Below are 12,095 nucleotides of genomic sequence, written 5' to 3' on the forward strand. Positions count from 1 at the left end.
TTCATGGCGCCTGGACGCGCCTGATCGGCAGTTCATCCGGTATCGCAGCGAAGGCTTCGCGCAGATGATCGGCCAGCATGGCAACCGCCCGTGTCGGATCCTGCGCGACATGAAGCCGGATCTCGGCACCGGGCAGGGCAGGCAGGCCATCCCCGGGAGACAGGCTACGCAAGCTGCGCGGCAGGAAGCTCGATTTCACCACGGTGACGGCCAACCCCTGGGCAGCCACGGCTTCCACCGTCGCCAGATTATGCGACACGAAGGCCAGTCGCCATGGCCGTCTTGCGGCGTCGAGGGCCTCGATCGCCCATTTGCGGAAAAGGCAGCCCATTGGATAGAGCGCCACGGGGAGGGGATCGACCAGCCAGGCCTGATGCTCCGCACTGGCGGCCCAGACCGGCCGTTCGAGCCGCAGCAATTCCCCGCTGCCATGCCCATCGGCGTGCATGGCGATGACGAGGTCGTAACTCTCGCCAAGGCGGCCGAGCATGGTGCTGGTCAGGCCGGTCTCCATCTCGACGTGAATGCGGGGATAGAGCGTCAGGAAGCGCGCCAGCAGGGAGGGCAGTACATGGCTCCCATAATCGTCCATCACACCCAGGCGCACGCGCCCCTCGAGCCGGTGCTGGCGAAGCTTGCCCACCGCCTCTTCGTTCAGGGCGAGGATGCGCCGGGCATAGGCAACCAGGCTTTCGCCGGCCTGGGTAAGCTCGACCATGGTTGTGTTGCGGCGGAACAACTCGGCGGCAACCCGCATTTCCAGACGCCTGATCTGCATGCTCACGGCAGATTGCGTGCGATTGAGCCGGGCCGCCGCCCGCGTGAAGGAGCGGTGATCGGCCACGGCCAGGAAGGCTCTCAGAAGATCGGGATCGAGCATCGGCAACGTCATCACGCATCATGATGACGACGGTGCGAGAAATGCAATTTCCTTGTAAGCCCGCTTCCCGTGCCCGCCACGCGACGCGGCATCGCCGGCTTGATGAAAAGCGCCGGCAGGCCCCGACATAGGGAGCGGTTTCCTTGCCCGGCCGATCCGTATTCGGCATAACTCGGATTTTTCCCAGGCCGCTTTCCATTGCGTAAGCGGCCTGCTTGATAATTCATCCGGAACTAGGGATAACCCCGTCGGGACAGAGAATTTCTGGAAAGGGAAGCCATGGACGGAGCATATTTGTCGGCTTTGGCGGCTCTGGCCGGATCGAGCATCGGGGCGTTCGCATCCTTTGCGACGACCTGGCTTAATCAGAGCTATCAGCAAAGAGTTCAGCGCCTTTCCAATGAAATGTCACGGCGAGAAAGAATATTCGGAGAATTTATTGACGAAGCATCGAGGGTATACGGCGATGCCATGGAGAATGATCTGACCGACACGGCAAAATTGGTTAAGCTGTACTCCATCAAGAATAGAATGAAACTATTCTCGGGGGACGAGGTCATCGCAAGAGCGGAAGAAGTCCTTCAAATAATCGTTCAGCGATATTCCTCGGAGAAGGTGGATTTTTCTCATTTTGATGCCAAAAAACTTCGGGAATCCGATCTCTTGTATGGCTTTACGGAAGCCTGCCGGAAGGAAATCGTGCGCTACTGAAGGCCGGATTATGGAGCAGGCCGCCATCGGCGGGTCACGGCTTCCGCAAGCTTCATTCTGCCGATTTGCCGGCGGTGCCAGCCCCATCGGATCGACGATCTGAAGGAGAGGAACGAGGGCGCGACGGCGCAAGCCTCCGGGCAATTTGATCCATTCAGACCGGGGGGGCAGCCTTGCAATCCGGCGGCCATCACAGATCATGATGACGTTCATCAACCAAATGCAATTCCCGCGCAACCCCCGCCTCCGCTAACCTGTTGCCGTAACGATCACGACGGGAGCGGGCGATGTGGGGTGTTCTGGCGGCTGTCCTTTCGAGCGGTATCGGAGGCACTGCCGTGGTCGCCACACGCTCGCTCTCGAAGGCGATCGACCCGATTACGCTCGGCGCCCTGCGCTTCGGCCTCGGCTTCGTCTTCCTCCTGCCGGTCGCGTGCCTGCGCCGTGAAGCCTGGCCGCCGCGGCGCGACTGGCCAGGTGTAGCGGGGCTGGGCCTTCTGTTCTTCGGGCTTTTTCCGATCCTGTTCAATGCTGCGCTCTATTTCACCACGGCAGCGCGCGGCGCCATTGCCCTCTCGGCCTTGCCGGTCCTGACCATGCTGGCGGCCACGGCCCTCCAGGCAGAGGCGATGACGGCACGCAAGATCCTGGGCGTTCTGGTCACCATGTCCGGGGTGACGCTGGCGCTGCTGTCCGGGCTCTCCACAACGCCTCCAGGCGCCTGGCGTGGCGATCTCCTGATGCTCGCGGCGGCGCTCGTGATGGCGCTCTACACGATCTGGTCCCGGCCTTTTGTCACCCGTTCAGGGCCTATTCGCTTCACTCTGATGGCGATGGGGGGCGGGGCGCTCTGCCTCGTTTCGGCGGCGGCGATCGGCGGAGGCTTGGCGAATGTCCGCGGGCTTTCGCTGGAAGCCTGGCTGGCTGCAACCTATCTCGGCATTGTCGGCAGCGCGCTGGTCTTCTTCCTGTGGTCTTTCGCGGTCACCCATACGACGCCGACGCTGGTGGCGATCGCGGTGGCCGTCAATCCGATCACAGCCAGCCTCGCGGGAGAGCTGTTTCTCGGAGAAAGGCTGGGCTGGAACTTCGTGGCAGGTCTCGGCCTGGTCTGTCTCGGCATCGTCATCGCGGCCACCAGGCCCGGCTGGCGCCCTTCCCAGATACTCAGCGAGAAACGTCGGTTTCACCCCCGAACACCACCCCGCGGTTGAACTGGTAATTGTAGCCAGCATGCGCGCCGAAGGAGGAACCGAGATCCGAGGAGGACTGGCTGGCGCCTTCCGTGCTCCATTTCGACCTTCCCTGGGACAGGCCGGCATGAGCTCCGGCATAGAACCCTGTCCAGTCATGGGGCCCGGACGCTTTCTTGGAATCCAGGGGTGGCGGTGCGAATTTGTTCTCCTTGGGAGCCAATCCGTCGGCAAAAGCGCTGCCCGTCAGCAGGAGCAGTGCGCCGGCGGCGAAAGCGAGGATCTTCATGGTCGACTCCGGCAATTTCGTAGATTGATCGCAGAATCTACAGAAGAATGCGACCGAATGAAGATCTTGCCCGAATGAAATCCCCCTCCGCCGCTCCAGCGGGGTTGTGACCGATGCAAGGCCGTTCCAGCCAGGCACTGTCTCAGCCAAGCCGATGCGTGATCCAGCCGCCCCAGAACAGGCTCGAGAAGAACAAGGTCGGTTCTGCGAAACCGGCCTGCATCAACAATTCTGCGACCGCCTGATCGGAAGCGGGCGGATCGGCGCCCTGCCGGATCTTGCCCAGCTTGGCAGTGATCTCTTGGGCCGATGCCCCATGCATGCGCCAGCGCTCGCCCCAGGCCGCGAGAAAGAGCGGCTTGCTCGCATAGACATGCCGGTTGCCGGCCAGGATGAGAGGCGCCCGGGGTTTGAGACGGGCTGCCAGCGCCTCGAGGATGGCCTGCTTGGCGGGAAGGCCGGGAAGGTGGTGCAGAACGCCGATCAAGGTCGCGGCGTCATAGATCGGCTCCTCGGGCAGGGTCGCGACCTCGCCCAATATGGGCGTCGTTCGTGCCACCAGGCCCGCTTCGCCGACCGCGGCCATGGCGAGTTCGAGCATCGGGGCAGAAGGGTCCACGGCGGTGAAGTGCCAGAGGGGTTCGAGGCGAGCCGCCGAGACGATCTCCTGGGCGGTGCCGCCGGCACCCGCCACGAGAACCCGCGCCGGCCGGCCTGGGCCGAGGTCGGCCGCGAGCAGGCAGGCGGCAAGTTCGTGGCAGGCATCATAGCCAGCCAGGGCGATGCGGCTCTGGACCCCATATTCGGCCGCCCTGCCGGCGTCGAATTTTCCGGCTGCCGTGTTCTCCGTCTCGGTCATGATCTTCTCCCTCACCACCGCTCCTTTGCTTGGGAGCGGCGATGCCGGGAAGGCCGGTTCTTATGCTGGTATAAAAGCTGACTGTCGCAGGCCTGGATCAATTCTTGGCAAAGCTCTCGGCCAGCCAGGACCGCATCATCGCATAAGACCTCGCTGCGGCCTTGGCGTCGTAGCGGCAATTGCCCGTCTTGCCGGTGGCCTCGGTTTCCGTGAAGCAATGCACGGCGTGGCCGATCTCGACGAATTGCCAGTCAGCGGGGCTGCCACGCATCTCCTCGGTGAATTTGGGCACGTCCGGCATGGTGGCGCTATCGTCGGCCCCGTTGATGGCGAGCACGCGTGCCTTGATGGTTTTGGCCAGCGTCGGATCGTCGGTGCCGAGGCCACCATGGAAGGAAATCACGGCCTTGGCGTCCGAGCCGCTGCGCGCGAGGTCGAGCACGGCGCTGCCGCCGAAGCAGAACCCGATCGCCGCCAGCCGGGACTGGTCGATCGGCGCATTGGTAGCGTTGACCTTCAATTGCTCGAAGGCCTTGTCGATGCGCTTGCGCATCAGAGCTCGATTGCCATAGAGCGGCCCGATGGCGGCCTTGGCTTCATCGTCGTTCTTGGGGCGGACACCCTCGCCATACATGTCGGTGAGCAGGATGACGTAATCCTTGCCTGCAATCTTTTTGGCCTTCTCGACGGCGGTGTCGCCGACGCCATACCAGTTGGGCACCATGACCAGGCCGGGCCGTTTGGCCTTCACGGCGTCGTCATAGATCAATTGGCTTTTGAAGGTCGTGCCGTCCAAGGTCCAATCGACCGGCTTGACCACCATCTTGGCGAAGGCGGGCGTGGCAACGAAAAGGGCGAGTAAAGGCAGAACGAAGCGGGCAAGGCGCATGGGAGGTCCTCTCGACGGCGGATGAAACCTTGTCGGACCATCATGCTACCAGAGCCCGCAGGCTTTCAAACCTGCCGCGCGATAGTACCGATCACATTGACGAGAAGCCGTGCGGCCGTGAGCGCCGACAGGCCGCTTTCGTCGGCGGGCGGATAGAGTTCGACGAGATCGAAGCCCGCGATCCTTGCCCGCTTGCCGAGGCCTGCGATCAGGTCGGTCACCTGGGTATAGCTGAGGCCGCCCGGCGTGCGGGCCGCCACTCCCGGCAGGACGCCGGGGTCGAGGCCATCGCAATCGAGGGTGACGACGACCTGCGCCCCCAAGGGAATGTACTGGAGTGCAGCCTCGATGCCCTGGACGTGAATTTCACGGGCGGTGACCAGGCGGCTGCCATAGGTCCGGGCCGCCTCGATTTCTGCCAAGCGCGCGCTGCCGACGCCCCGCATGCCGACCTGCACCATGCCAGCCACATGCGCCATCTCGCTCGCGCGGCGCATCGGGCTGGAATAGCCCTGGCGTTCGCCATGCAGTTCGTCGCGCCAGTCGATATGGGCATCGATCTGCAGGATCCAGATCGGGCCGTGATCGGCAAAGCCGGCAAGGAAGGGAATGGGGACGGAATCGTCGCCGCCGAGCAGGAGAGGCACGGCCCCTGCCGCCAGGATCTCACGCGTCTTCGCCTCGATCCGATCCCGGTTTGCGGCATTGTCGTGCATGACGGTCTCGATGTTGCCGATATCGACGCAGGAACCGGGCTCGCCGGCGAAGAGCGGCCCGCCCAGGTCGAAATCCCAATGCTCGACCAGACCGGCATCCTCCTGGCTGGCGGCGCGTATGGCGTCCGGCGCCAAGGCATAGGGTGTGCTGTCCTTGATGGGATAGGTGCTGCCATGGCCGGCACCGAAGATCACCATTCGAGGCGTGCGGTCGCCGGCAAGGTGGGTAGGAAAGTCCAGGAAGGTGGGTAGGGCGGTCATTGGGATCCAATCCTGTCGGCAGCAACTCAGGAGACGGATGCCTCGACGATTTCGAGCGGGAATCCGGTCTGCTTGATGGTCTTGGTGACGATATAGGTGAAATAGCGGTCGATGCCGATTTCGGCCTCGAGCAAAGCATCGATCAGGCGCTGGTAGGAATCGATGTCGGTGGTCACCACGCGCAGGAGATAGTCGATGCCACCCCCGACGGCGTCGCAGGCGACGATGGCAGGCTCGCGCATCACCGCGGCCTCGAAGCGCTGGAAATCCGCCTGGCGATGGCTTTTGAGCGTGATCTCGACCAGCACGGTGGCAAAGCGCCCCAACCGGGCCGCGTCGATGACGGCGCCGTAGCGGGCTATCACCCCGGCTTTTTCCAGGCGGCGCAGCCGTTCCCAGCACGCGGCTGCCGACAGGCCAGCCTCGGCGGCGAGGTTCAGCTTGGTGATGCGGCCATCGCGCTGCAGGGCTGCGAGGATCTTCAGATCGATCTTGTCGAGTTTCAACATGGCGCCGGCGAATGGATTGGTATAATACGGATAGGCTCGGATATTGTATCAGGACAATTTCATGTCATTCTCCAATTCTGACCGGTCTGCGCGATTTGTCGAATCGCGTGCGCCTCTGGCGGCTGCAGCAGAATGGCGGCCAGTCCTACCGCGCCGCAAGGGCGTGACCAAGCACAAGCTGCTGACCGACCTGATCATTGCCGATGTCGAGGCCGAGGTCCTGAAGCCGGGAACGCGCATGCCGACCCATCGCGACCTTGCTCACGCCCTCAAGGTTTCGGTGCAAACGGTCAGCATCAGCTACAAGGAAGCGGAACGGCGCGGGATCCTGCGCGGCGAGGTCGGGCGGGGCACCTTCGTGCGGGACCGGGTGACCGAGCGCGCCGAGCGCTTCATGCTCGATCGTTCCCCCGGGCAGACGGCCGACCTGTCCATCATTCGCGCCGTCTACACCGAGGTGCATGAGCGTGCCTCGCGACAGGTAATGGCGCGCCTGGGCGACGGGGACAATAGCGCCTTCATGCGTACCTGCCGTCCGATCGCCGGGCTCGACCGGCACCGCGCCGCGGCCAGGCTCTGGCTGCGCGGGCTCGGCGTGGAAGCCGAATCCGAACGCATCCTGATCACCAATGGCGCGGCCCATGGCCTCTTCCTGGCCGTGGCCTCGGTCGTCCATCCCGGTGACCTCGTGCTGACCGAAAACCTCACGGATCACGGCATCATCGGCCTGGCCTCGTTGCTGGGTTTCACACTGCGCGGCTTGCCGACTGACGCCGAAGGCATCCTGCCAGAGGCTCTGGAATCCGCCTGCGCGGCGGGCGGCGTCAAGGCGCTCGTCCTCATTCCCTCGCTGGGCAATCCGACCAGCCACGTGGCCGGCGCCGAACGTCGGCGGGCGATTGCCGACATCGCGGGCCGCTACGGCATTTTCGTGATCGAGGACGAGGTCTACAAACCCCTGCTCGACAAGCCTTTGCCCTCGATCGCTCAGATGCTGCCCGAACTCGGCTTTTTCGCCACCTCGATGACCAAATCGGTGATGACGGGGCTGCGCGTCGGCTATCTCGTGGTGCCGCCGGCCTATTCGATCCGCGTTGGCAGCATCATGCGGGTCACGAGCTGGAGCGCCACCAATCTTCCTGCCGAGATCGCCTCGCTGTGGATCGAGGACGGCACCGCCGAGGCCCTTCTCGGCCTGCAGCGCCAGGAAGCCCGCGCCCGCCAGGCCATCGTGACCCAGGTGCTCGGCGATATCGTCGCCTCCAACCATCCCCTTTCGCTTTGCGCCTGGCTGAAAGTGCCGCCGCGCTGGACGGAGGAGGGGCTGGTGCGTGCCCTGGCCCAGCGCGCCATCGCGGTGACGCCCTCCGACCCCTTCGTCGCTGGCGAGGCAGGCACCGGCGGGATCCGCATCTGCCTCGGCGGGCGGCTGTCGCATGCCGCCCTGGCGGAGACGCTCGCATCGGTTCGGGCAACCTTCGAGCAATTGCCGCCCGTATTCGATGCGCGCTTGATTGCCTGATCGCTCCTGTATCATTACAATATAATAATTGACATGATTTTTGTATCGTAACACCATCCCTCCCAAGCCAGGAGGGATGGGTTCGATGCCGGTTTCGGTCACCATCGACGAGATCAGGGCCGCCCATGCGCGGATCGCGGGGCATGTGGTTCGCACGCCGCTGCGCCACGCGCCGTCGCTTTCGCAGGACAATTTGCCGGTTCATCTCAAGCTGGAGACGCGCCAAGCCACCGGCTCGTTCAAGCTTCGCGGGGCAACCAACGCCGTTCTGTCATTGAACATATCGGCCCAAGAGCGAGTCCCAGGAGTCGTCACCGCCTCGACGGGAAACCACGGCCGTGCGGTCGCCCATGCAGCCAAGGCCCGGGGGATCCAGGCCGTGGTGTGCATGTCGCAGCTGGTGCCGGGAAACAAGGTCGAGGCCGTCCGCTCGCTCGGCGCCGAGGTGCGCATCGTCGGCCGCTCCCAGGATGACGCGCAGGAAGAGGTCAACCGGCTTGTGGCCGAGGAAGGCCTTGCAGAAATCCCGCCTTTCGACCACCCGGCCGTGATCGCGGGGCAGGGAACGATCGGGCTCGAAATCATCGAGGACTTGCCGGAAGTCGAACTCGTGCTGGTGCCATTGTCGGGCGGCGGACTGGCAGGCGGGATCGCGGCAGCCGTCAAGGCGCTCCGACCCCAGGCCAGGGTCATCGGCATCTCGATGGCCCGGGGCGCGGCGATGCATGCCAGCCTGCTGGCCGGAGAGCCGGTCCAGGTCGAGGAGTTGCCGACGCTGGCGGATTCGCTCGGCGGGGGCATCGGGCTCGCCAATCGCTACAGTTTCGCCCTGTGCCGCGCCTTCCTCGACGAGGTCATCCTGCTGACCGAAGAGGAGGTGGCAACCGGCATCCGGCATGCCTTCACCGCGGACGGCGAAATCGTCGAGGGAGCCGCGGGTGTCGGCATCGCCGCCTTGCTGGCCGGCAAGGTCAGGCCGTCGGGACCGACGGCGATCGTGGTTTCCGGCCGCAATATCGACCCGGGCCTGCATCGGCGCATCGTGGAGGAGGGAGTGACGGCATGATCGTGCTAACCGAAGCCGAATTGCGCCGTTGCGTGGCGCTCGATGCGGCTGCCGTCGATTGCGTCGAGCGGGCCTTCCTGGCTCTCGCGACCGAAGCGGTGGCCATGCCGCCGATCCTGCGGCTCGACATTCCCGAGCATCGCGGTGAGGTGGACGTCAAGACGGCCTATATTCCCGGCGTCGAGGGTTTTGCCATCAAGATCAGCCCGGGATTCTTCGACAATCCTCGGCTCGGCCTTCCCAGCCTCAACGGCCTGATGGTGCTGCTGAGCAGCCGGACCGGCCTGGTCGAAGCCCTGCTGCTCGACAACGGCTATCTCACGCAGATCCGCACCGCAGCGGCCGGAGCGGTCGCCGCCCGCCACCTGGCCAGGGCCGATGCCCGCGCGGCCGCCATCATCGGCGCCGGCGAGCAAGCCCGGCTGCAGCTCGAAGCGCTCCGCCTGGTCCGGTCGATCGATCGGGCCAAGCTCTGGGCTCGCGATGCCGCCAAGGCTGCGGCTACGGCCGAGGACCTGTCGCAGCGCCTGGGCATTCCGGTCGCGCCGGCCGCCAGCGTCGAGGCCGCTTGCGCCGGGGCGGACATCATCGTCACCACGACCCCGGCCGAAAGTCCGGTTCTCAAAGCCGAGTGGCTGGCACCCGGGCAGCATGTCACGGCGATGGGCTCGGATTCCGAGCACAAGAACGAAGTGGACCCGGCCGTCTTCCGCAAGGCGGTCTATGTCGCCGACAGTCTGGCGCAGACACGCCGGCTCGGCGAACTCGCCCATGCCATCAAGGCGGGAACCGCAGGGGCCGATACAGTGTTTGCCGAACTGGGACAGGTGATCGCCGGCAAGGCCAAAGGGCGCCGGAGCGATGCCGACATCACCCTTTGCGACCTGACCGGCACCGGCGTGCAGGATACCGCCATCGCCACGCTCGCTTTTCGCCGGGCCGCCGCCACCGGAGCGGGCCAGACTTTCGAGACAATCAAGGGAAAGTGACGGAATGATTGTGCCCACGCTCAATTTCAGCCGCGAGGAATATGCCGAGCGCCTGGCCAAGACGCGAGCCGCCATGGCCAGGGCAGGCATCGATCTGCTCGTCGTCACCGATCCTTCGAACATGCATTGGCTCACCGGCTATGACGGCTGGTCCTTCTATGTCCATCAATGCGTTCTGGTTGCGGGTGAGGGAGAACCGGTCTGGTTCGGCCGTGGACAGGATGCCAACGGTGCCAAGCGCACTGCCTGGCTCGCTCACGACAACATTGTCGGCTACCCCGATCACTATGTGCAGTCCACCGAACGCCATCCGATGGACTATCTGTCCGGCATCATCGAGCAGCGGGGCTGGGCCAAGGGCACGATCGGCGTCGAGATGGACAATTACTGGTTCAGCGCCGCGGCCTATGCCTCGTTGGTCCGGCATCTGCCCAATGCCCGTTTCAAGGATTGCCTGTCGCTGGTCAACTGGCAGCGGGCGATCAAGAGCCCGACCGAGATCGACTATATGCGCAAGGCCGGCCGCATCGTCGAGGCGATGCACCGGCGCATCCTCGACAAGGTCGAGCCCGGCATGCGCAAGAGCGATCTCGTCGCCGAGATCTACGATGCCGCCATTCGGGGCGTCGACGGTTTCGGGGGCGACTATGCCGCCATCGTGCCTCTCCTGCCGTCGGGCGAGGAGGCCTCCGCGCCGCATCTGACCTGGAACGACCTGCCGATGAAAACCGGAGAAGGCACGTTCTTCGAGATCGCCGGCTGCTACCGGCGCTATCACTGCCCGCTGTCACGCACCGTCTTTCTCGGCAAGCCAACCCAGGCCTTCCTCGACGCCGAGAAGGCCACCGTGGAGGGCATGGAAGCCGGGCTCGCCGCGGCCAGGCCCGGCAACACCTGCGAGGACATCGCCAACGCCTTCTTCGCCGTTCTCAAGAAATACGGCATCGTCAAGGACAACCGCACCGGCTACCCGATCGGCCTGAGCTATCCGCCCGATTGGGGCGAGCGCACCATGAGCCTGCGGCCGGGCGACCGCACGGAGCTGCGTCCCGGCATGACCTTTCATTTCATGACCGGACTCTGGCTCGAAAACATGGGACTGGAGATCACCGAGAGCATCCTGATCACCGAGAACGGCGTGGATTGCCTCGCCAATGTGCCGCGCCAGCTCTTCGTGAAACCATGAACGCCGATCCGATCCTGCGCCCGTCCCCGATCAGCGCCAGCGTCGATTTCGACGCCGACGGCATCCAGCACGGCCATCTGCGCCTGCCCTGGAGCCGGGACGATTCCGCCTGGGGATCGGTGGTGATCCCGATCACCGTGGTGAAGCACGGCGAGGGGCCGACCGCCCTTTTGACCGGCGCCAATCACGGCGACGAGTATGAGGGGCCGATCGCTCTGTTCGACCTTGCCCGCACGCTACGGACAGGGGATGTGAGCGGGCGCGTCATCATCGTACCCGCCTTGAACTACCCCGCGTTTCGGGCCGCCAGACGCACCTCGCCGATCGACAAGGGCAATCTCAACCGCAGCTTTCCAGGGCGGCCGGACGGCAACGTCACCGAGAAGATCGCCGACTATGTCACGCGCTGCCTGCTGCCTCAGGCCGACATCGTGCTCGACTTCCATTCGGGCGGGCGGACGCTGGATTTCCTTCCCTATGCCGCGGCGCATGAATTGCCCGACAAGGCACAGGAAGACCGCTGTTTTGCCGCCGTGGCGGCTTTCTCGGCGCCGTGGTCGATGCGCATGATCGAGATCGATGCCGTCGGCATGTTCGACACCATTGCCGAGACGGCCGGCAAGGTCTTCGTCACCACCGAACTCGGCGGCGGCGGCACCGCCACGGCGCGCTCCGCCGGTATCGCCAAGCGCGGCGTCGCCAATCTCCTCAGGCATGCCGGCATCCTGGCCGGGCAGCCAGAGATCGGCGAGACGCGCTGGCTCGACATGCCCTCGTCGGACTGTTTCGGCTTCAGCCCGGAAGAAGGGCTGGTCGAGTTCCTCAAGGACCTCGGCGAGCTCGTCGCCAAGAATGAAGTTGTCGCCCGTATATATCCAATCGGCCGCACCGGGGCGTCGCCCTATGAACATCGGGCCGCACTGGATGGCCTGCTCGCGGCTCGCCATTTCCCCGGCCTGATCAAGGCCGGCGACTGCCTCTCGGTGATCGCAACCATCGAGGACCACGCCTGACAATCGACAACA

13 protein-coding genes are annotated in these 12,095 nt (G+C 64.6%); 7 read left to right on the forward strand and 6 right to left on the reverse strand.

The window, feature by feature from the left end; translation table 11 throughout:
- Position 1 precedes the first annotated feature (1 nt).
- Entirely contained in the window at positions 2-892 is an 891-nt protein-coding gene (locus tag BA190_RS03905) for a LysR family transcriptional regulator (protein WP_068283044.1), read from the reverse strand.
- Between the two features lie 267 nt (positions 893-1,159).
- Here BA190_RS03905 and BA190_RS03910 point away from each other — a divergent pair, with 267 nt between their 5' ends.
- Together BA190_RS03910 and BA190_RS03915 are read left to right on the forward strand one after the other, a co-directional pair.
- Positions 1,160-1,591 (forward strand): hypothetical protein, encoded by a 432-nt coding sequence (locus tag BA190_RS03910; RefSeq protein WP_068282838.1) that lies wholly within the window; start codon positions 1,160-1,162, stop codon positions 1,589-1,591.
- Positions 1,592-1,878: 287 nt separating this feature from the next.
- The gene (locus BA190_RS03915) at positions 1,879-2,805 is read left to right on the forward strand and encodes a DMT family transporter (protein ID WP_068282841.1); all 927 of its coding nucleotides are present in this window, start codon (positions 1,879-1,881) and stop codon (positions 2,803-2,805) included.
- Here BA190_RS03915 and BA190_RS03920 read toward each other — a convergent pair.
- The 5 genes from BA190_RS03920 to BA190_RS03940 form a co-directional block, all read right to left on the reverse strand.
- Positions 2,759-3,073 (reverse strand): hypothetical protein, encoded by a 315-nt coding sequence (locus BA190_RS03920; protein ID WP_068282844.1) that lies wholly within the window; start codon positions 3,071-3,073, stop codon positions 2,759-2,761. The genes BA190_RS03915 and BA190_RS03920 overlap by 47 nt on opposite strands.
- 142 nt (positions 3,074-3,215) lie before the next feature.
- A complete protein-coding gene (locus BA190_RS03925) occupies positions 3,216-3,932 on the reverse strand; it encodes a class I SAM-dependent methyltransferase (RefSeq protein ID WP_068282847.1) in 717 nt (238 codons plus the stop codon).
- 97 nt (positions 3,933-4,029) lie between these two features.
- Positions 4,030-4,821: a dienelactone hydrolase family protein gene (locus BA190_RS03930; RefSeq protein ID WP_068282855.1), complete on the reverse strand. Its 792-nt coding sequence runs from the start codon at positions 4,819-4,821 to the stop codon at positions 4,030-4,032.
- A 65-nt stretch (positions 4,822-4,886) separates the two neighbouring features.
- Positions 4,887-5,798, reverse strand: a complete 912-nt coding sequence (locus tag BA190_RS03935) for an agmatinase (protein ID WP_068282857.1) — start codon at positions 5,796-5,798, stop codon at positions 4,887-4,889.
- A 26-nt stretch (positions 5,799-5,824) separates the two neighbouring features.
- Complete coding sequence (locus BA190_RS03940; protein ID WP_068283050.1) at positions 5,825-6,304, reverse strand: Lrp/AsnC family transcriptional regulator; 480 nt, start codon at positions 6,302-6,304, stop codon at positions 5,825-5,827.
- Between the two features lie 118 nt (positions 6,305-6,422).
- Between BA190_RS03940 and BA190_RS03945 the strand changes: the two genes are divergently transcribed.
- The 5 genes from BA190_RS03945 to doeB all read left to right on the forward strand — a co-directional run bounded on the left by BA190_RS03945 (position 6,423) and on the right by doeB (position 12,083).
- The gene (locus tag BA190_RS03945) at positions 6,423-7,829 is read left to right on the forward strand and encodes a PLP-dependent aminotransferase family protein (protein WP_068283053.1); all 1,407 of its coding nucleotides are present in this window, start codon (positions 6,423-6,425) and stop codon (positions 7,827-7,829) included.
- Between the two features lie 85 nt (positions 7,830-7,914).
- Positions 7,915-8,895, forward strand: coding sequence for a hydroxyectoine utilization dehydratase EutB (eutB, locus tag BA190_RS03950; RefSeq protein ID WP_082979444.1), 981 nt, complete (start codon positions 7,915-7,917; stop codon positions 8,893-8,895).
- Positions 8,892-9,884 carry an ectoine utilization protein EutC gene (eutC, locus tag BA190_RS03955; protein ID WP_068282863.1) on the forward strand — a complete coding sequence of 331 codons (993 nt, stop codon included), beginning with the start codon at positions 8,892-8,894 and terminating at the stop codon, positions 9,882-9,884. Before eutB ends, eutC begins: the two co-directional genes overlap by 4 nt.
- Before the next feature lie 4 nt (positions 9,885-9,888).
- On the forward strand, positions 9,889-11,070 hold the full coding sequence (doeA, locus tag BA190_RS03960) for an ectoine hydrolase DoeA (RefSeq protein ID WP_068282866.1): 1,182 nt from the start codon (positions 9,889-9,891) through the stop codon (positions 11,068-11,070).
- On the forward strand, positions 11,067-12,083 hold the full coding sequence (doeB, locus tag BA190_RS03965; RefSeq protein WP_068282868.1) for a N(2)-acetyl-L-2,4-diaminobutanoate deacetylase DoeB: 1,017 nt from the start codon (positions 11,067-11,069) through the stop codon (positions 12,081-12,083). The genes doeA and doeB overlap by 4 nt, the downstream gene beginning before the upstream one ends.
- The last annotated feature ends 12 nt before the right edge of the window (positions 12,084-12,095 follow it).

The organism is Labrys sp. WJW (assembly GCF_001676615.1).
GTDB lineage: Bacteria > Pseudomonadota > Alphaproteobacteria > Rhizobiales > Labraceae > Labrys > Labrys sedimenti.

Coding starts and splice junctions, on each gene's coding strand:
- BA190_RS03905 (WP_068283044.1), bottom strand. CDS start 892: ATGACGTTGCCGATGCTCGATCCCGATCTTCTGAGAGCCTTCCTGGCC.
- BA190_RS03910 (WP_068282838.1), top strand. CDS start 1,160: ATGGACGGAGCATATTTGTCGGCTTTGGCGGCTCTGGCCGGATCGAGC.
- BA190_RS03915 (WP_068282841.1), top strand. CDS start 1,879: ATGTGGGGTGTTCTGGCGGCTGTCCTTTCGAGCGGTATCGGAGGCACT.
- BA190_RS03920 (WP_068282844.1), bottom strand. CDS start 3,073: ATGAAGATCCTCGCTTTCGCCGCCGGCGCACTGCTCCTGCTGACGGGC.
- BA190_RS03925 (WP_068282847.1), bottom strand. CDS start 3,932: ATGACCGAGACGGAGAACACGGCAGCCGGAAAATTCGACGCCGGCAGG.
- BA190_RS03930 (WP_068282855.1), bottom strand. CDS start 4,821: ATGCGCCTTGCCCGCTTCGTTCTGCCTTTACTCGCCCTTTTCGTTGCC.
- BA190_RS03935 (WP_068282857.1), bottom strand. CDS start 5,798: ATGACCGCCCTACCCACCTTCCTGGACTTTCCTACCCACCTTGCCGGC.
- eutB (WP_082979444.1), top strand. CDS start 7,915: ATGCCGGTTTCGGTCACCATCGACGAGATCAGGGCCGCCCATGCGCGG.
- eutC (WP_068282863.1), top strand. CDS start 8,892: ATGATCGTGCTAACCGAAGCCGAATTGCGCCGTTGCGTGGCGCTCGAT.
- doeA (WP_068282866.1), top strand. CDS start 9,889: ATGATTGTGCCCACGCTCAATTTCAGCCGCGAGGAATATGCCGAGCGC.
- doeB (WP_068282868.1), top strand. CDS start 11,067: ATGAACGCCGATCCGATCCTGCGCCCGTCCCCGATCAGCGCCAGCGTC.